Source organism: Clostridium tertium, assembly GCF_017873245.1.
Lineage (GTDB): Bacteria > Bacillota > Clostridia > Clostridiales > Clostridiaceae > Clostridium > Clostridium tertium.
The window spans coordinates 565,182-584,171 of the sequence record NZ_JAGGJY010000001.1 but is presented as its reverse complement, the minus strand read 5'-3'; the positions used below and the strand labels follow the sequence as shown (position 1 = coordinate 584,171).

The 18,990-nt window shown below is 26.9% G+C and carries 18 protein-coding genes and 2 pseudogenes; 5 read left to right on the top strand and 15 right to left on the bottom strand.

The features are described from left to right. Positions 1-29 precede the first annotated feature (29 nt). From J2Z25_RS02750 to J2Z25_RS18525, 5 genes are all read right to left on the bottom strand, one after another. On the bottom strand, positions 30-1,160 hold the full coding sequence (locus tag J2Z25_RS02750; protein WP_209738152.1) for a DEAD/DEAH box helicase: 1,131 nt from the start codon (positions 1,158-1,160) through the stop codon (positions 30-32). A 272-nt stretch (positions 1,161-1,432) separates the two neighbouring features. Further along, complete coding sequence (locus tag J2Z25_RS02745) at positions 1,433-1,609, bottom strand: aldo/keto reductase (RefSeq protein ID WP_342451335.1); 177 nt, start codon at positions 1,607-1,609, stop codon at positions 1,433-1,435. Positions 1,610-1,787: 178 nt separating this feature from the next. After that, positions 1,788-2,552: a MerR family transcriptional regulator gene (locus tag J2Z25_RS02735; protein ID WP_097033449.1), complete on the bottom strand. Its 765-nt coding sequence runs from the start codon at positions 2,550-2,552 to the stop codon at positions 1,788-1,790. A gap of 96 nt (positions 2,553-2,648) precedes the next feature. Further along, entirely contained in the window at positions 2,649-3,002 is a 354-nt protein-coding gene (locus J2Z25_RS18530) for a GIY-YIG nuclease family protein (RefSeq protein ID WP_235840825.1), read from the bottom strand. 50 nt (positions 3,003-3,052) lie between these two features. Further along, positions 3,053-3,181 carry a DUF2087 domain-containing protein gene (locus tag J2Z25_RS18525; RefSeq protein ID WP_235840830.1) on the bottom strand — a complete coding sequence of 43 codons (129 nt, stop codon included), beginning with the start codon at positions 3,179-3,181 and terminating at the stop codon, positions 3,053-3,055. 812 nt (positions 3,182-3,993) lie between these two features. Here J2Z25_RS18525 and J2Z25_RS02725 point away from each other — a divergent pair. Beyond that, positions 3,994-4,845, top strand: coding sequence for a Cof-type HAD-IIB family hydrolase (locus J2Z25_RS02725; protein ID WP_097033450.1), 852 nt, complete (start codon positions 3,994-3,996; stop codon positions 4,843-4,845). A 244-nt stretch (positions 4,846-5,089) separates the two neighbouring features. Here the strand turns inward: J2Z25_RS02725 and J2Z25_RS18875 are convergent. Continuing rightward, positions 5,090-5,200, bottom strand: a pseudogene (locus tag J2Z25_RS18875) (CatA-like O-acetyltransferase); the annotation flags it as partial. A 120-nt stretch (positions 5,201-5,320) separates the two neighbouring features. Next, positions 5,321-7,564, bottom strand: a complete 2,244-nt coding sequence (helD, locus tag J2Z25_RS02720; RefSeq protein WP_209738150.1) for an RNA polymerase recycling motor HelD — start codon at positions 7,562-7,564, stop codon at positions 5,321-5,323. A 945-nt stretch (positions 7,565-8,509) separates the two neighbouring features. On the opposite strand from helD, the gene J2Z25_RS02715 reads away from it, so the two are divergent. Beyond that, positions 8,510-8,995 (top strand): C-GCAxxG-C-C family protein, encoded by a 486-nt coding sequence (locus J2Z25_RS02715; RefSeq protein ID WP_008678649.1) that lies wholly within the window; start codon positions 8,510-8,512, stop codon positions 8,993-8,995. 11 nt (positions 8,996-9,006) lie between these two features. Continuing rightward, positions 9,007-9,936, top strand: a complete 930-nt coding sequence (locus J2Z25_RS02710) for a TDT family transporter (RefSeq protein ID WP_209738148.1) — start codon at positions 9,007-9,009, stop codon at positions 9,934-9,936. A gap of 146 nt (positions 9,937-10,082) precedes the next feature. Here J2Z25_RS02710 and J2Z25_RS02705 read toward each other — a convergent pair whose 3' ends face one another. From J2Z25_RS02705 to J2Z25_RS18725, 3 genes and pseudogenes are all read right to left on the bottom strand, one after another. Next, positions 10,083-10,679, bottom strand: coding sequence for a sugar O-acetyltransferase (locus tag J2Z25_RS02705; RefSeq protein ID WP_209738146.1), 597 nt, complete (start codon positions 10,677-10,679; stop codon positions 10,083-10,085). A 392-nt stretch (positions 10,680-11,071) separates the two neighbouring features. Continuing rightward, positions 11,072-11,221, bottom strand: a complete 150-nt coding sequence (locus J2Z25_RS18730) for a hypothetical protein (RefSeq protein ID WP_280915450.1) — start codon at positions 11,219-11,221, stop codon at positions 11,072-11,074. A 56-nt stretch (positions 11,222-11,277) separates the two neighbouring features. After that, positions 11,278-11,382, bottom strand: a pseudogene (locus tag J2Z25_RS18725) (hypothetical protein); the annotation flags it as partial. A gap of 477 nt (positions 11,383-11,859) precedes the next feature. Here J2Z25_RS18725 and J2Z25_RS02695 point away from each other — a divergent pair. After that, on the top strand, positions 11,860-13,308 hold the full coding sequence (locus J2Z25_RS02695; RefSeq protein ID WP_209738144.1) for a DUF4317 domain-containing protein: 1,449 nt from the start codon (positions 11,860-11,862) through the stop codon (positions 13,306-13,308). A 53-nt stretch (positions 13,309-13,361) separates the two neighbouring features. Beyond that, positions 13,362-13,712: a DUF6568 family protein gene (locus J2Z25_RS02690; RefSeq protein WP_209738142.1), complete on the top strand. Its 351-nt coding sequence runs from the start codon at positions 13,362-13,364 to the stop codon at positions 13,710-13,712. 207 nt (positions 13,713-13,919) lie between these two features. Here the strand turns inward: J2Z25_RS02690 and J2Z25_RS02685 are convergent, their stop codons facing one another. The 5 genes from J2Z25_RS02685 to J2Z25_RS02665 form a co-directional block, all read right to left on the bottom strand. Then, complete coding sequence (locus tag J2Z25_RS02685) at positions 13,920-14,255, bottom strand: rubredoxin-like domain-containing protein (RefSeq protein ID WP_209738140.1); 336 nt, start codon at positions 14,253-14,255, stop codon at positions 13,920-13,922. 1,091 nt (positions 14,256-15,346) lie between these two features. Next, positions 15,347-15,757, bottom strand: coding sequence for a PTS galactosamine/N-acetylgalactosamine transporter subunit IIA (gene agaF / locus J2Z25_RS02680; RefSeq protein WP_209738138.1), 411 nt, complete (start codon positions 15,755-15,757; stop codon positions 15,347-15,349). Then, positions 15,757-16,659, bottom strand: coding sequence for an N-acetylmuramic acid 6-phosphate etherase (gene murQ, locus J2Z25_RS02675; protein WP_209738136.1), 903 nt, complete (start codon positions 16,657-16,659; stop codon positions 15,757-15,759). The genes agaF and murQ overlap by 1 nt, the downstream gene beginning before the upstream one ends. Before the next feature lie 3 nt (positions 16,660-16,662). After that, the gene (locus J2Z25_RS02670) at positions 16,663-17,373 is read right to left on the bottom strand and encodes an N-acetylmannosamine-6-phosphate 2-epimerase (protein ID WP_195954150.1); all 711 of its coding nucleotides are present in this window, start codon (positions 17,371-17,373) and stop codon (positions 16,663-16,665) included. A gap of 1 nt (position 17,374) precedes the next feature. Beyond that, a complete protein-coding gene (locus J2Z25_RS02665; RefSeq protein ID WP_209738127.1) occupies positions 17,375-18,979 on the bottom strand; it encodes a PTS system mannose/fructose/sorbose family transporter subunit IID in 1,605 nt (534 codons plus the stop codon). Positions 18,980-18,990: the final 11 nt, after the last annotated feature.

Sequence of the window (18,990 nt, the reverse complement as noted above, 5' to 3'; positions counted from 1 at the left end):
AATAACTTACAATAAATTGCAATAATTCATTATTCTACGTTACCTCTATAAAGATCTCTTTCTGAAATATTTATCTTAAAGCTCTTTTCATGCATTTTAATTATTTTTTCTTCTTTATCATCTACTAAAGAAAATACTTCGCCAGTTTCTCCTGCTCTTCCAACTCTACCTGCTCTATGTAAATAATCCTTAGAATCTTCTGGAATATCAAAATTAACAACGTGAGTTACTCCTTTTATATCTAACCCTCTAGCTGCAATATCAGAAGCAATTAAAACATTGATTTTACCTTTTCTAAAGTTTTCTAAAGCTCTTTTTCTATCTTCCATCTTTCCATTTCCACCAATAGCAGCAACTTTAACATTGTTAAATGATAAATATTCAACAGCTGTGTTAGTAGTATAGCTATCATTATTAAATACTAAAACCTTTGGAGATTTTAACGCATTTAAAAGTTTTCTTAAAGTTTCAACTTTCTTTCTGCTATCAGTTTTTATGTAGTTATGATTTATATTTTCATTAACTTTATTACCTTTAACTGAAACTACTTTTATATCTTCTGCTAAAGTTTTAGCTATATCTAAAGTTTTACCATTTAATGTGGCTGAAAACATCATAATTTGAGTGTACTTTGGTGTAACCTTTATTATGTCTTTTACAGTAGGAAGATTATTTTTATCTAAAAGTTTATCTACTTCATCAATTACAATGTTTTTTATTGTGTGAGCAGATACTTTCTTCTTTTTTATTAACTCTAAGATTCTTCCAGCAGAGCCTACTAAAATATGAGGCTTTGCTTTTAAATTCTCTATTTGTCTTTTAATATTTGCGCTTCCAATTAAAGGTGTAGAAGTAATTTCTAGACCTGAAGCTTTTTTCAACTCATTTATAGTATTATTTATTTGAATAGCTAATTCATGAGTTGGCGCTAATATTATACATTGCATTTCTTTTTTATTTATATCTATATTTTCAATTATAGGTAAAAGATATGCTAGGGTTTTTCCTGTACCTGTCTCTGATTGCCCAATTAAATTTGTTTTTTCTAGAGCTAATGGAATAATTTTTTCTTGTATTTCAGTAGGCTCCTTTATTCCCATAGCATTTAATCCACTAATTATTTTTTCATTTATTTTTAGATTTTCAAAACTCTTTTCCATAACTAATACCTCTTTCATTAAACTATATGCTTCTTAACTTTATCAGTAGTTTAGAAGATTGTCAAAATATATTACTATTTATTACTTTTATTCTTAATTAACTTTCAATAATTATATTCTTCATTATATTATTATTTATTATCTTAACCAATATATTAAATTTTGTATTCTAAGATAAATATAAAAAGAGTGTAAAATTTATATAATTTCACACCCTTTTCTTATTTAAATTTCTATTATATTAAGTATCTAAATTAAAATTTACTTTTTTATTAAAAGTCAAAATTATCAGGATCAGCACCAGTTCTTAAATTTCTATTCATTCCATCTATTAATTTCATATCTTCATTTGTTAATTCAAAATCAAATACATTTGCGTTTTCTTTTATTCTAGCTTCATGCACTGATTTAGGGAATACCACAATTCCCTTTTGTAATAACCATCTAATAATAACTTGAGCTGCTGACTTGTTATATTTTTTGCCTATCCTTTGTTAACACTAAAACTTATATTTTTTACAGCTTGAAATTTTCCATAAGATTTACAAAGATTATTGATTTTAATTGCTTCCATATGAATTCCCTCCTTTTTCATATAAAAGAATAACACCAGAATAAAGCCTGGTGTTAAAATGGAGAGTTTGCATTAAATCTATTATTCATAAATCTCAATTGTTTTAATATAACATTTGCATTTTTCTCTGCATTATTCAATGAAGTAAGAAGTTTATCACATGCTGTAACAATATCTTCATTATTATCTGGTGTATTAATCACTTCTTTTATATCAACTTTACTACTATTTGATATAGCATTAATCATACGTAAAATTGATGCAAGTGAATAATTTGCACAACGTAATGTTCGTATTATTTTTAATTTTTTAATATCACTACTTGTATAAACTCGATATCCATTTTCTTTTCTTTTAATAGAAAGTAGCCCATTCATCTCCCAATTTCTTAATGTATCTATTGTAATATTTAGATATTCTGCTGTCTGTTTTCTAGTAAGAAACATATCACTTTCGTTATTTTTTATTCCTAACAAAAGTTGTTTAGAAATTTCAATGGCTTCTTCTGCGTTCCTTCGTTCATTTTTTACTTGATTAATATAATCATTTGTACATATTATTGCTTCTTCAAATTCGCCTTTGGCAGATAACTTAATGATATTAATTATTTTTTTCCTAAGTCCATTTTGTAATACTTCAACTTTTAAAGCTGTTCTTGCAAGATTAAATTGTTCAATGTGATAGTCATTAAATATTCTGTATCCATTGGATAGTCTATTAGCTTTGGGAATTAATTCAAGGTCTTCATATAACCGTACCGTATTAGGATGAATTCCTATTATTTTAGCTACTTCTGATGTTTTGTACGTATTTTCCATATCATTTTCACCTCCATTTTTATAATAACACCTATATAAAGTCTGGTGTTATATTGGAGTGTTTATAGGTTGCATGTTAAATAATTAAAAATATTTTTACTTTTTATATAATTTCAAATTATCCCCTTGACTATCAATCCAAATATTTAGAAGTTCTTTTAAGTCATAAAGAGTTTCTTTTTCTGTAGAACCTTCCTTTTTCTTAAGCTTTTCTACAACTTTAAATTCAAATGCACTTTCTCCATAGTTATCCCAATCTTCTTGTAAACCCTTAATTCTTATTTTTCCCAAATTTAACTTAAACTTTATTGACTCAAACGGCTTATATAAATTTAAGCATATATCTATAAAAGAGTAACCATTAACTGTATTATATATTTGAATTATTCCCATTTCTACTTCTTGCTGTTTATAATTATTTATAAGTTCTTTTCTTTTCATATTTTCCATAGTGATTTCTCCTTCTACCTTACAATACTTTTCTCCATATTTATCTCTCTTCAAATAACCATAGTCCACAAATATCGTCTTATTAATGCATCGTTATCATAAACTTTATTGATTATTGCTTTAACTTCATTTTTTGTATATAACCTATTTGGCTCAAATAAATTAGCAAATCTAGGCAGTAAGACTTTTCTTTTTTCTTCTTAATAAGAAAATATCTAATTTTATGATTTACCGAATTTGATGCGCCTTCATCCACTAACTCCATAATAGCCAAAAATGCTCTCGCTTGCCTTGCTCTTTCCCTTAAAGAAAATCTAATATTCCTTACTGTAGAGTCTGTACAAGCAAGATTACTTGCTATTTCTTTATCACTACATTTGCTAGATAACATATCAAGTAACTCTTTTTTAATTTCAGTTAATCCTGTATGCTTTTTATCTAACATTAATAATCTTTCTACTGGAGATCCATGAGTTAGCATATGATCATTTATAATATCAGTATTTATTCCAATATTCTTTCCACATATTAAGCATATAAACTCACCTTTTTTGTTATCCCATAGATACCCTCTTTTAAAATCTTCTATGGTTTCATTACGAATAATCTCTTTCTTTTTCCCTCACATCTATTAAATTTATAGATATAGTAATATTTATATTTATGTCAAATATACAATTTCACAAACTTTCTAATTAATATCTTTACATTAATATTCATTAAAAATATAGATTATTAGGTATTTTTTAATTACTACAACTTCTCCATTTAACTAATCAACTAGACTATCATATTTATTAAGCTTTATTTGAATTATAAGATTATTTGATACCCTAATCCTTTTTATGAAGCTCGTATAACAAAATAATTTCATTCATTATTTATTAATCAAATTATTTTCGATATAAATTACTCATTATTTAATTAATCAATTCACTTATGAGATTAATATTAGTATAATTAAATAAAAAGAACTATGGAGGAAAGATAAATGAGTAATATAAAAGTAATTATTATGGATGTAGATGGTACATTAACTAATAGTAAAAAAGTAGTAACTGAAAAAACTAAAAATGCTCTAATTAAAGCACAGGAAGAAGGAGCTATATTGGTTTTAGCATCAGGGAGACCTACATCTGGATTGCTAGATCTTGCTAAAGAATTAAAAATGAATGAACATAATGGACTTTTAGTTGCTTTTAACGGATCTAAGGTTATAGATTGTGAAACTAATGAAGTTTTATTTAATGAAACCATGAGTATAGAAGAAGGACAAGCTGTTCTTGAACATATGAAGAAATTTGATGTTAAACCTATGATTGATAAAGATGATTATATGTATGTTAATGATGTTTTCAACAATGAAATAAACTATAAAGGGTCCCCTTTTAACATAATTCAATATGAAGCTCGCGGTGGTAAATTTAAGCTTTGTGAAAAAGATGATTTAGCTGCTTTTGCTAATTATCCATTGAATAAAATTTTAACTGCAGGAGAACCTGAATATCTGAAATCTCATTACAAAGAGATGATGGAACCTTTTAAGGATACTTTAAGCTGCATGTTCACAGCAGATTTCTACTTTGAATTTACTGCTAAAGGAATTGATAAGGCTAAGGCCTTAGATTCTGTCCTAATTCCTAGGGGATATAAAAAAGAGGAAATGATTGCTTTTGGAGATGGTCATAACGATGCTTCCATGGTTAACTATGCTGGCATAGGAGTTGCTATGGCTAATGCTGTAGACGATTTAAAGGCTATAGCAGATGAAATTACTTTATCTAATGAAGAAGATGGGATTGCGCATACACTAAGTAAATATATTAAGGGGATAAATATTTAAATTATAAATAGACTTAAAAAGTAAACTTAATAAATTATTGTATAATATTCATAAAATGATTCTTCATGAAAATTTTTAGTAAATTTAATAAATTAACTAACTTACAAAAAAATAAAAGAGTAATTCAATTATATTTTTAAAAGCTAGTCTTCATTTTATAATTATGTACTTAATATAATAATATCTAAGGGAAGTCATATGACTTCCCTTGTTTCAATTTATAATATATACAATTTAAGTATAACTATTTGGTATTCTCGTTTATATCTAACAATGTTTTACAGTTTAATACTAATTCTTGTACTTCATTAATAAATCTGCTGATATGGTAACCATCACAAAATGCATGATGAACCTATACAGATATAACTATTTTATTATTCTGCTCAAAATATTTACCATCGCAAATTAAATTAAAATGAAAATCTAGGACTGGCTATTTTGAGACAGCCCCTATAAATATTTAATTTATTTATTATTTTTCTTTAAGCAATTTTGTGCATTCACCTAAATAATATATTCGTAAGATATGAAGTGCCCTAGTGAAAGCTGTATAAAGTAGCAATCTTTCCTCTTCACAATCGTAATTTTCATCTCCTGCATTATATATAAGAACTACGTCAAATTCTAACCCTTTAGCAAGAAATGCTGGAATTACTAATGTGTCATTTACATACTCGTCCTCATCATTTAGTAGCGCATTCACATTTACTTTATCTTTAAGAAAATTGTGAACATCCTGTGCTTCTTTTATAGTTTTTGTTATAATTCCAATAGATTTATATCCTTTTTCTTTATAAGTTTTTATATCTTTAAGTAATTGTTCATTTATATTATTTTCATCAGAAAAGCCAAGAACAATTGGTTTATCTCCTCTTCGTGCTACACATTCATAATTAACATTGTTACTTAAAAGCTTTTTAGAAAACTCAGTAATCTCTATTGTAGATCTATAACTTTTTGTCAAATTAATTATACAAGTTTCATCTTTTGGAAATATATCTAATATATTTGTATAACTTCCAAGATTCATAAATGGATTTATAGATTGATTTAAATCCCCTAGTATAGTAATACTTGCATTATTAAAAAGCTTGTATAATATTTCATATTGTAATGGTGTATAATCTTGTGCTTCATCAATAATAACGTATTTAATTTCTGAAATTTTCAAAATATCTCCTAATGATCCTTTTAAATATAAAAGAGCATGCTGATCTTCATAATTAAACTTTTTAGATTTTATCATTTCTAGTGTATAAAATTTAACTTCATTAATGTATTCATCATCATATTCACTTATTATTAAAGTTGAAAATCTCTCTAAATTCTCAAACAACTCTTTATAAATATCAATTATATTAAAATCTGTCATCTTATAGATTTCAGAGCATATACTCTTTATTTCATTTTTCACAACTGATTTACTTTGTTTAAGAATCTCTGTTTCATCATTCTGGCTACTATAATTCTTAATATCTTCAGCCACTTCCCCTACTCTATTTTTCTCATAAGTTTCTAAAAGATATAAAATTCTCTTTCTTAACTTTTCAAGTCTTCTCTTTAATGGAAGGTGACCATAATCCTTAAAATACAACTCTTGTATTTCTTTAGATGATATTATTAAATTCCCTTTAAAAATTATATCCTTAAAATCTCTATTCTTTTTCTCTAAATATATTACGTATTCTTTTAATATATTTAAAAATTGTTTTGAAGATTTAAATTTAATACTCTTAATTCTCTCCTTATAACTATCTTCATTCTTAGAAGAAAGTATATATTCCATCATCTCACAATATTCTTCTTTAATAATTTCATTATCTAAAGCTTTATGCATATACTCTTTAAATGTAGTTTGGCACATATTATCTTCACCAAGCTGTGGTAACACATCTGAAATATAGTCATTGAAAATATTATTTGGAGAAAATATTAATATATTTTGAGGTCCTATTTTTTCCCTATGCCTATATAATAAATAGGCAATTCTATGAAGAGCAACAGAAGTTTTTCCACTTCCTGCAGGGCCCTGTACAATTAAATTTTTATATAATTCATTACGTATTATTTTATTTTGTTCTCTTTGAATAGTTGTTACTATTACTTTCATCTTACTATCGCTACTCTTAGCTAAAATATCCTGCAATATTTCATCATCTATTTTAAGATTACTATCAAACATATACTCAAGTTTACCATCATTAACCTTGTATTGTCTTTTTAGCGTAAGATCACCATTAATTACGCCTTTAGGACATTTATACCCAGCTTTTCCAACTTCATAATCATAAAACATGCTAGATATTGGAGCTCTCCAGTCATATACTAAAAAATCGAAATCATCATTAATTAAATTGGAAATTCCTATATAATATTTTTCAGGTAAGTCTTTTCCTTCTTCAGTAAAATCTATTCTTGCAAAATAAGGAGATAAAAGCATTTTTTCATATTTTTCTTCAAGCTTTCTTGTAAACTCGTGTCTTCTTTTTTGAATTTTCATAGTATTTATAAATTCCATAAAATCTACAATTTGATCTAGTCCATTGGTCACTGAAACAGATCCTACATCTTCCCATAGCTGCTTTTGCGTTTCAATTGCTTCCTTCCTAAATCTTTCTTTGAAATTATGCTTTTCATCAAATTGTTTCTTGACCTCTTTAAATACATCCTGTAACCATTCATTTTCAAGATTCCACTCATAGTTGCTACTATTCATAACCTTTCACTCTCCCTAATATAAATTTATAAAAATAATTTATAAATTCTATTGACATTAAACTTTAGAAGGTGTAAAATATAATTGAGTAAATATATTTTACACTAAATAAACAAAATGATGTCAAACTTCATTGTATCACTTTTATTTTTTATGTCAATAGATTCATATCTCTAAATCATTATATATCTATCAATTATTCCTATTTCTCACATTATAATTTACTTTTTATATTACTTGGATTTTATAAATAAAAAACTCTTACCCATTTCTAACATGAATAAGAGCTCTTTTATTCAACTATATTAATATTCTTCAAAATATCTTAATAATGTATAGTTATATAAGGTTAAACAATTATATTAAGTTATTTTTCTTAAGGCTAAAATATATTTTATTATTACTAGCAGTATTTGTTACTTCATCTACTATTTCTATATCTTCTCTAGTTGACTTCGGTACTTATCCAGATAAATCACATAGATTTCCATCTCCATCTATAAAAACCAACTTTTTATCCATATATACTACTATTAACTTCGCTTAATTTTTATATACTGCTTATTAACTCTAAGGTTCAATATTATATTTCTTTAATTCTGCAAAACATCATTTTAAAACTATATTATAATTTATATCTTCACTATTATGATTATTTAACTTATCTATAACTATCAATAGCTCTAATTCTCCTATTTCTGCTACAAATTATTATAAATTATTTTATAAAATTATAACATAAAATAAATTTTATAAACATCCATAGTTGAATCATAAAATTATTTTGTTATAGTTTTCAATAATTCATAAATAAGTAAATGAATTATTTATTTCTTGATTCTTTTTTCTTTAAAATATTATTATTTATTTCATAAAAACATAAATTTGTATTTAATTTCCTCATGATTTATAATAAAAGTGAATATATAAAATGGAGGTTTTTGTATGAATACAAAAAAAGAGGTAAGTATAAAAAAAATATCTCAAGATGCTGAAGATTTATTTAGAGGAGGATTTTTCTGTTCTGAAGCACTAATAAGTTCGATACGTTCTAACTTTGAGTTAGATATACCAGAAGAAGTAATAGCAATGGCTTCAGGATTTCCTGTTGGAATTGGACGTTCTAAATGTATATGCGGAGCAGTGTCTGGTGGTGTTATGGCTTTAGGTTTATTTTTTGGACGTACTAAACAAGGAGATTCTAAGGTGGAAAAAAATCTAGAATTATCGAAAGAGTTGCATGACTGGTTTAAAGAATACAACGGTAAAAATTCTCTTTGCTGTCGTATACTAACTAAAGAATTCGATATGTCATCTGGAGCTCATAAAGAACAATGTATACATTTTACAGGCATGGTTGCTGGAAAAGTTGCTGAAATAATAGTAAGAGAACTAAATCTTGTTAATACAGACACTTTAGTTACAGTATAGGAGTGCAAGATATGATAAAAAAAATACCACTTCCTATTTCAGGGGTAATCCTTGGTTTTGCAGCTTTAGGTAATTTACTTCAAAGCTATTCTGAATCTATCCGCTTAATATGCGCAATTGTATCTTTAATTTTAGGATTACTATTAATATGTAAAATCCTACTATATCCGTCTATGATAAAAGAAGATATGAAAAATCCAATTATAGCTGGTGTATCTGCAACATTTCCAATGGCTATAATGCTTTTATCTACTTATATAAAACCTTTTATAGGCCAAAAGGCTATTTATATTTGGTATTTAGGATTACTTCTTCACTTAACTTTAATTGTGTACTTCTCAATAAAATTTATATTAAAGTTCAATATAAAAAAAGTTTTTACTACATATTTTATAGTTTATGTTGGACTAGCTGTTGCAAGTGTTTCTGCACCAGCCTTTGAAAAAACAAATATAGGTACATTAGCATTTTGGTTTGCATTTGTATTATGTATGATATTACTTGTAGTTGTAACATATAGATATAGTAAATATAAAGAAATACCTGATCCAGCTAAACCATTATTTTGCATATATGCAGCTCCTGTAAACCTTTGCCTTGCTGGATATATTCAATCAGTACAAACAAAGTCATTGTTAATGATATCTTTTTTATCTGTTTTAGCATTCATAACATTTATTATAGTTTTATTTAAATTACCAAAGTATTTAAAGATGCCATTTTTTCCAAGCTACTCGGCATTTACATTTCCATTTGTTATAAGTGGGATTGCAACGAAAATGACTATGACTTACTTAACTAAAATAGGATATAATGTAGATTTTCTAAAATATGTTGTTTTATTACAAACAATTATTGCTACAGTATTAGTAATTTATACTTTATTTAGATTTATAATCTTTTTAATTCCCGAAAAAAAAGATTATTCTATAAATCAATAATTTTCATCATTAATTCACTTTTATAAATAAAAAAATGAATTGTAAAAAATAATTATATTCTTTTAAGTAAATAAGAAACAACTTACCATATTAAAAACATTGTAAGTTGTTTGTTGTTATTTTGTATCTATTATCTTAATAGAATCTTATTTATAAATCAATTTTTGAGCATTAACTTTATCACTTTCATTAATTTCTCTTAAAACCTTACATGGATTTCCTACTGCAACTACATTTCCAGGAATATCTTTAGTTACCACGCTGCCTGCTCCAATAACTGTATTATCACCAATTGTAATTCCTGGTAATATAATAGCACCTGCTCCTATCCAACAATTTTTACCAATATAAACTGGTTTATTATATTGTGTTACAGGCATACGAAAACCTGGATCTATTGGATGTGCTGCAGTAGCAACAGTAACATTAGGTCCAAACATTGTATAATCCCCCACATAAATATGTGTATCATCTACTAATGTCAAGTTAAAATTGGCATACACATTATTACCAAAATGAACATGCTTTCCACCCCAGTTACTATGAAATGGAGGCTCAATATAGCATTCTTCTCCTATTTCTGCTAGCATTTCTTTTAACATACTTTGGCGTTTCTCATATTCTGTTGGACGTGTTTCATTAAAATCATATAACTTATCCAAACACTTGGTTTGCATCTCTAATAACTCTTCATCACCACAATTATAAATCTTTCCACTATGCATTTTTTCATATTCTCTCATTTTCAATTCTCCTTCTTTACCTGATCCTTTTCATAACAAATAATTTAATTTTAATAAATTATCATATGTATGAATTTCTTTAAATCAATACCTTGTCCATATTTATTATATCTATATAAAAATGTACTTGATAATATCATAACACATATTTTTCAATTACTCTGAAAAAGATATCTTTATTTATCCTCATTAAAGATATCTAGTCTTAGCTGTTCCAAGATTTATTTCTTCATCCTCTGATTTAATATTAAAACTGTAATTACTATTGCTTGCATTAATGACTAAAGAAATCTTATTGGCATCATTTAAACTAACAGTTTTTTCTACTGATTTAATATCACCAATATTAAGTCGTTTTATTACCTCATATCCATTTTCATTTTTTCTTATCGCTAAATCATAAAATATGTTTTTTCATCCTCAAAATATAGAGATGGATCAATTCCTCCTTGGTCTACATAAATAGGATCAGACCATTCATCATAAATATTATCTGTCCAGACATAGAAACTTTGGCTAGTTGTATTATTGGTAGTAGTCATACAAAAACGACCATTGTTATATCTTATTGCTGGGGCAAAAACTCCACCAGAACTATTTATCTTATCAAGCTAAATCTGATTTTTTTTAAGCAATGCCCTATTTGTTTCCAATTGATTAAATCCTTACTCTCGAAAAGAGGAACACCATGGAAATATTGAAATGAACTACATACAAGATAATACGTATCATCAACCTTACATACACTTGGGTCAGGATAAAACCTTTAATTATAGGATTATTATATTTCACTTTATTTACCTCCATTTATAAATATAAAAATCAATTTTATATCATTTACATTAAAAATATCTATTATAAGAATTTTTTAAATTTTATCATAAAATTAAAATACTAAATATCTATATTTATTGATATAAAATACATAAAATTTTACAATACAGCATTATCTATTTTCATCCATTTTTACTTATATAGACATTAATTATTACTCTTCTACTACATATTCTAATTTAAGTTAATTTAATAAAACCTTTAATTAGTTCGGAAAAAATATTATACTAAAATAAGTGTTCAAGTCTTTGATTGACTTACACAACTTTACTTATTGATATAAAATGTAATTAATTTTATTACAATTAATGTTACAAATATAAAAATTAGATTGCGAGGTTTATATATGAGAAAAAAAGATATACTTGAGCTAAAAAGACGTTTAAAGAAAGATCATTGCACCTTCACTAAAATGTGTGGATGCTATGTTAATGGAGAAAAACATATTATTTTAAAATTTAGGGAAACATTTTTAAATTTAGATGAAGATGAATATTTTAAATACTTAGAAATTGCTAAAAAAGTACTCTCTGGAACTATTGGTAACAATATTTTAGAACTTAACTTCCCAACTAATGAAGATCTTATAAATGAAAGACAAATTTCTCTTATGCAGCTTAAAAACAGTCAATTAAGAGATGATACTCTTCTTGATAATTTTTATGACTCAATTATAGATAATTATGATTATACTGGTAACTTTTTAATACTAATTTTTCATGATGCTTATGATGTTATTACTAAAACTAAAGATAATGCTAAAATAGATGAATCAGAAGAAGTATATGAATATGTGTTATGTGCAATATGTCCTGTTTCACTTTCAGAGCCTGGCCTTAGATACTTTGAGGAAGATAATAAAATAAAAGCACGTATTAGAGATTGGGTAGTTGAAGCTCCAACTAATGGATTTGTATTTCCTGCTTTTATTGATCGTAGCTCAGATGTTAATTCTATTATGTATTACACTAAAAATACAAAGGATACACATCCTGAGTTAATGGAAAATGCTTTAGGATGTTATTCAAAGCAAACTGCAACTATACAAAAGGAAATATTCCAATCAATCATTAAAGATACATTTAGTACTGATGAAAAGAAAGCTGAAAAAATCTTTATGGAAGTACAAGAAAACCTAAACAATATGCTTGATGAATACAATGCAATATATGATGATACAGATGCTGAACCTATAAGTTTAACAAAAGATGATATACAAAGTCTATTAATTGAAAGTGGAGTTCCTGAAGAACTTACTACAAAAATTGAAAAGTCTTATGTAGACACCTTTGGTGATGAGCTTCCTTTAGTAGAAAATTTAATTGATGCAAAAACACTTAAAGCAAATGAACAAATTAAAAGAGAAAAACATTTAGAAAAACAAGTTGAAATACTTCAAACTAGACTTGAGCAAGTTAAACAAGAAGCTGCAGTAGATAATGAAACTCCTTTATCTACAGAAAATAATGAAGCTAGCTTAGTAAATAACATTGATAATTTAGAAGTTAATAATGATGCTACGGATCTAGACAAAGAATCTATTAATAATAATATTAGTTTAGAGGAAATTTCTGATACTGATTCAAAAGAAGATTTAGAATCTAACATCAAAAATGTTGATAATACAGATTTAGATGATAATGATACTAACCTTGATTATGATGTTATTCTTCAAGTAAAGCCTGAAAAAATACCTCAAATAAAATCTCAAATAATTGATGGTCAAAAATGTATAGTTATTCCTATTAATGAAGATGAACAAACTACAGTTAATGGCTTAGACGACTTAATTTGATATAGTACTTCAAATTTGGTATAATATTCTAAAAAATAGTAGGAGGATATAAAATGTTTGAAGAAGATCAATATGAAGAAAATATAAAATCATTTAAAAAAATATCTTCTATGGAGGCAGATTACCTATTAAATAATGAAGATAAAACTATTGTTTATATTGGTAGATCAACCTGCCCTTTCTGTCGTAAATTTGCTAAAAAATTAAGTGGATTAGCTAACAAAGTTATTACAAGCATTTATTATGTTGATAGTGCAGATTCTTCTGATAATGAAATTAGATTATTTAGAGATAAATATAATATTGTAACTGTGCCAGGTTTCATTCTTCATAAAAATGGAGAAATAGAAGTTCGTTGTGACTCTTCTATTCCAGAAAATGAAATATTAGATATGTTAAAATAAATACTTTATTGAATTTAAATTAATTATATTAACATAACTTTTCAATTATATATACAATAAATAATAGAAGTATTTTTAAGGCTAAAATTTAAAATTCATATACAAAATTTAAGAACTTACTATATTTAGTAAGTCCTTTTTTTATTGTATTTAGAATAAAAAGAATTATATATTGCATTATCACAATATACAATCTTTAATGTGATTTTACCACTTACCGTTAGTCATATGTCCTGCAAGTTCTGCCTTACATCTTTGCTTTATTGTCCAAGCTTCATTTTTTGCCTTTTCAAATCCATTTACACATTTTGGATCAAGATTTATTTCTATACCTTCTTGTGCAAGCTTAGCAATCTTACTTGCTAGTACAATGATTTCAGCATGAATATCATTAGTTCTATCTGATGAATAAATTTTTTCAGATTCTTCACTAGTAAGTTCAACAAACTTTTCTTTTCCTAAATTACATTTTGGGCATACTTCTGGTGCTTCTATTCCTTCATGTATATATCCGCATACAGCACATTTAAATAACTTTTTCATAATAATTTCTCCTTCAATCTATATCAAAATTTTTCTTGAATTTCCATACTTATATACTACCTCTAATAATGTTGATTGTCAACTAATAATAATTATTATTTATTTTAAAATTAATAAAATTTATATAGCCTTATCTAGATTTTTATTATAATAGTAACTATAAGCTATAAATCCTTAGTACTTTTTATTCACTAAGATATATTAAGCCTAAAAAAAGTAACCTATTTCCTTTATATATTTTTTATAAATTTTGCAGTAACTCAAGCATATATAGTATTATCAGGCACATCTTTATCTTCATAATGATAATATTATTAGTGGGGATATATACATTGGATGTGGAGAAACAGATGCTATGAGAATCATCTCTCGAATAGCTAAACAAATGCAAACAGAATATCCTCATGTAAAGTTCCACTTACGTAGTGGTAAGATCAGTCGGGACTTTTAATGCCTAAAAATAGCTATCTTTCTTCCCATGATGTAATTAATCCTGATGATTTATCAAATCTTCCTCTTTTAATTTCTGCACAAACAATTATAAGCAATTAATTTTCCGGTTGTTTAGGAACAGATTTTTAAATATTAAATATAGTTGCTACATATATTATTTTATATAACGCTTCTTTAATAGTTAAAGAAAGTGTTGGTTATGCACTATGTCTTGATAAAATTATAAATACAACATGAAACAGTAATTTATGTTTCAGACCACTCTCCTCTAAACTTGAGTATTGCCTTGACATTGTTTGGAGAAAAAATCATGTATTTTCTAGCTCAGCTATAAATTTTTTAAGAAGAGTGCAAAAAGAACTTTAACTGCTAAGTTATTTTCAATTCTGAGTAAAATAAAAAAGGTTGTATATTCTCGATATAATATACAACCGTAATTTAAGCCTATAACTAATTTCTTCATCTCTTTTTAAAATTTTGTTCTCATCTTTGTTTTATATAAGAAGTTTTAATTTTAACCTTTAAAAATATGATTTTCTATTAAATAGAATCTATATTTCCAATACTCTATTTAGTTTTGCAAATAATTTCAATTATTTTATTATTTTCTACTTTACATATTCTTCCCCTAGTTATAATTAAAAGTCATCATCTTCAGTAATTTGAATAACAAACTCTCTAATTTGCTCTCTGCCTGAATTTATTATTTCTTGAATAAACTTATTTAAATCATCATGTAAATCTCTTGATAGTGATGCTTCTATCACCATAGGTAAATTACTTGATGCAATAAGCTTAACTTTATCATTTACATATTTAGCAGCTGTTTTAAATGGTGTACCACCTAAAATATCTGTAAATATTATTACGTTCTTACAATCTTTTAGTTTATTAAAGGCATTCTTTATCTCTTCATCAAGCATTTCCGTTGTTAGTTCTTGAACAAAATCAATTGGAATAAAATTTTCCTGTTCTCCAGCTATTAATTTAATAGAGGATGCTAGTCCACTAGCAAAATATCCATGTCCTACTAATATTATTCCTGTCATTATAAATTCCCCTCTCTAATAACCTTAGAAATATTTCCTTGATTTTTCTCTAGCATAAGAGATACTTGATCATAATTTTTCCCTGTTAACTCTATTAAAATTGCATGCTTAACACTACCATTTGAAAGCTTTACTAATTCACTAGCCCTTTCTATCGTACATGAAGTAGACTCCATAATTATTCTCTTTGCTCTTTCTACTAACTTCTCATTAGTCATTTGAACATCTACCATTAAGTTTTTATAGACCTTACCAATCTTAATCATAGTAGTTGTAGAAATAATATTTAAAATCATTTTTTGTGCTGTTCCTGACTTCATTCTAGTAGAACCCGTTATAACTTCAGCCCCAACTACAGCTTCTATGTTAACCTTTGCATGCTTGCCAATTTCACTATTATTTACACAACTTATAGCTCCTGTAAATGCTCCAACTTCATTTGCGTAATCAAGCCCTCCAATAACATAAGGAGTTCTCCCACTTGCAGCTAGTCCTACAACTGTATCCTTATCATTAAGTACTATTTCTTTTAAATCTTCTATGGCTAATTCAGTAGAATCCTCTGAACCTTCCTTCGCCTTTATAATTGCATCCTTTCCTCCAGCCATTATACCTTGTACCAACTCATAAGAAACTCCATAAGTAGGAGGACATTCACTAGCATCAAGTATTCCAAGTCTTCCACTAGTTCCAGCCCCAATGTATATCAATCTTCCCCCTTTTCTTATTCTTTTAACTATTTCATCAATAAGAGTTTGGATTTCCTTATTACACTTTCTAATAGCTGCTGGAATTTTTTCATCTTCTGAATTTATTAAATTCACTATATCTATAGTACCTAAAGTATCAATATCTATAGTATTTTCATTAATTTGCTCAGTTTCTAGCCTTTTTAATTCCATTATTTATTCCTCTTCTTTTATCTTATTGTAATCTTTTATCTTTTCTACAAACTTTTTTGTAATAATTTCTGGTCTTGTTATAGCTGTTCCGATTACTATAGAATGTGCTCCAGCCTTTAAAGCTCTTAAAGCTTCTTCCTCAGTATTAATTTTACCTTCTGCTATTACAGGAGTATCTGTTATAGCAACTATATCTTCAATTACCTTTATATTAACTTCGTTTATATCCTTAGTTTCATCTGTATATCCACTTAAAGTTGTGCTTATTATATCTAAGTTTAAGGGTAATATATTTTTCGCTTCTTCTATAGTAGATATTTCCCCCATAATTAATACATCAGGATAGTTTACTTTAATCTTCTTTACTATATCTTCAAACTTTTCATCATTAGGTCTTTTTCTTGATGTAGCATCTAAAGCTATTATTTCAATACCAGTTTCTAAAATTGCTTCTGCACTCTTATAAGTTGGAGTTATATAAACATTACACCCATCATGCCACTCTTTGTTTATTCCTATTATAGGCAAATCTACTACTTTTTTAATTGCAGCTATATTATCAGGTCCTGTAGCTCTTATTCCTACAGCACCGCCTTCTTTTGCTGCTTTTGCAAAAGCAGCCATAATTTCGCATCCATACATAGCCCAACCTACTCTAGCTTGGCAAGATACAATTAATCCACCTTTTATCTTTTTCATAACTCTATTTTTCATTTTAGAACATACCTATTGCCTTTCCTAATATTCCTAGCACAAAACTTGCAAGAACACAAATATACATTCCTTTTTTATTTCTCTTTAAGATGTTATGAAAACCAAGTACAACTAATAATGGTAAAAGTGAAGGTATAACTGCATTAATTAAATCTTGTACTACTATTTCTTTTCCTCCAAAATTCCATACATAAGCAATGTTAATCTTAACGAAGGAAACGATCATAGCTCCAACTACCATCATACCAACTATAGTAGCTCCCTCAACAAATCTTTCTAATATATCAGTACTCTTCATTTTAGCAACTAGAGATGTTCCTAACTTATGACCATATTTTATAAAATACCATCTAGAAAGAACATTTAATGCGATGTTAGGTACTAAGAATACTACAATTCCAAGAATATTTCCTTCTAAAGCCATTCCTGCGCCTATAGCTGCAAATATTGTCATGAATGTCGCCTTGAATATTGAATCTCCAATACCTGAAAGTGGTCCCATTAGTGCAGCCTTTGCAGCGGAAATTGCTTCTGCCGTAATTGGTTTACCCATAGCCTTTTGTTCCTCTAAAGCTAGTGAAACTCCAAGTATAGCATTTCCTGTATATGGATGGCAATTAAAGAATTCATTATGTCTTAATAATGCTTCCTTTAAATCATCTTTGTTAGGGTATAATTTTTTAAGCGCTGGAATCATAGCATAACAGAATCCTAACGAAGTATATCTTTCATAGTTAATACTTGTCATACTAAAGAAACTTCTTATATATGTTTTAATTAATTCCTTTTTAGTTAAAAGTCCTACAACATTTTCAGTCTCTTCTATAGTTTCATCCTCTTCATCAAAATCATCGAAATCATCATTACTAGACTTTTTACTATCAACTCTAAGAGTAAATAATGCTGATACTATACCTACTCCAATTAATGAAATAGCTAGAACATCTAATTTTAAATATACTGCTAAAACAAATCCGATTAAGAAGAAAGACCAATATTTTTTGAAATTCATCATCTTTAATAACATAGCCATACCAACTGCTGGTAAGATACCTGAAGCAACCTTTAATCCATCAACTATAACTGTTGGCATACTATTTACAACCTGATTAACATAATCACTACCAAAATTTATAGCTAAGAATGTTGGTATAAAGAATACAATAAAGAACGTGATTAAACCTGATAAATGAATTAATTCAACTTTTTTTATTTCACCTTTTTGTAAATACTTATCTGCTAAGTGCATTAGAAATATATTCATATTCCATGCTAACATAATTAATATTTGTGCAAGTATCCCTATTGGTAAAGCAAGTGCAATACCTACTTCAGGATTACCACCATTTGAAATTGCAAATACTGTTGATAGCATACCTGCTATCTGTGCATTAGGAGGCACACTTCCTCCAATAGGTAGAATTCCCATGTACATTAATTCTACGCTACCACCAACAATTAATCCCGTTTTTATATCACCCATTAATAGACCTACTATAGCGCCACCTACTATTGGCCTTGAAATCATCCAATATCCATAACCATAATTTTCAACCATTAAAACAGCAATAAACGTACTTAACAATAACACTGTAACTGTGTTCACTATTCTTCCCC

Coding starts and splice junctions, on each gene's coding strand:
- J2Z25_RS02750 (WP_209738152.1), bottom strand. CDS start 1,160: ATGGAAAAGAGTTTTGAAAATCTAAAAATAAATGAAAAAATAATTAGT.
- J2Z25_RS02735 (WP_097033449.1), bottom strand. CDS start 2,552: ATGGAAAATACGTACAAAACATCAGAAGTAGCTAAAATAATAGGAATT.
- J2Z25_RS18530 (WP_235840825.1), bottom strand. CDS start 3,002: ATGGAAAATATGAAAAGAAAAGAACTTATAAATAATTATAAACAGCAA.
- J2Z25_RS02725 (WP_097033450.1), top strand. CDS start 3,994: ATGAGTAATATAAAAGTAATTATTATGGATGTAGATGGTACATTAACT.
- helD (WP_209738150.1), bottom strand. CDS start 7,564: ATGAATAGTAGCAACTATGAGTGGAATCTTGAAAATGAATGGTTACAG.
- J2Z25_RS02715 (WP_008678649.1), top strand. CDS start 8,510: ATGAATACAAAAAAAGAGGTAAGTATAAAAAAAATATCTCAAGATGCT.
- J2Z25_RS02710 (WP_209738148.1), top strand. CDS start 9,007: ATGATAAAAAAAATACCACTTCCTATTTCAGGGGTAATCCTTGGTTTT.
- J2Z25_RS02705 (WP_209738146.1), bottom strand. CDS start 10,679: ATGAGAGAATATGAAAAAATGCATAGTGGAAAGATTTATAATTGTGGT.
- J2Z25_RS18730 (WP_280915450.1), bottom strand. CDS start 11,221: ATGACTACTACCAATAATACAACTAGCCAAAGTTTCTATGTCTGGACA.
- J2Z25_RS02695 (WP_209738144.1), top strand. CDS start 11,860: ATGAGAAAAAAAGATATACTTGAGCTAAAAAGACGTTTAAAGAAAGAT.
- J2Z25_RS02690 (WP_209738142.1), top strand. CDS start 13,362: ATGTTTGAAGAAGATCAATATGAAGAAAATATAAAATCATTTAAAAAA.
- J2Z25_RS02685 (WP_209738140.1), bottom strand. CDS start 14,255: ATGAAAAAGTTATTTAAATGTGCTGTATGCGGATATATACATGAAGGA.
- agaF (WP_209738138.1), bottom strand. CDS start 15,757: ATGACAGGAATAATATTAGTAGGACATGGATATTTTGCTAGTGGACTA.
- murQ (WP_209738136.1), bottom strand. CDS start 16,659: ATGGAATTAAAAAGGCTAGAAACTGAGCAAATTAATGAAAATACTATA.
- J2Z25_RS02670 (WP_195954150.1), bottom strand. CDS start 17,373: ATGAAAAATAGAGTTATGAAAAAGATAAAAGGTGGATTAATTGTATCT.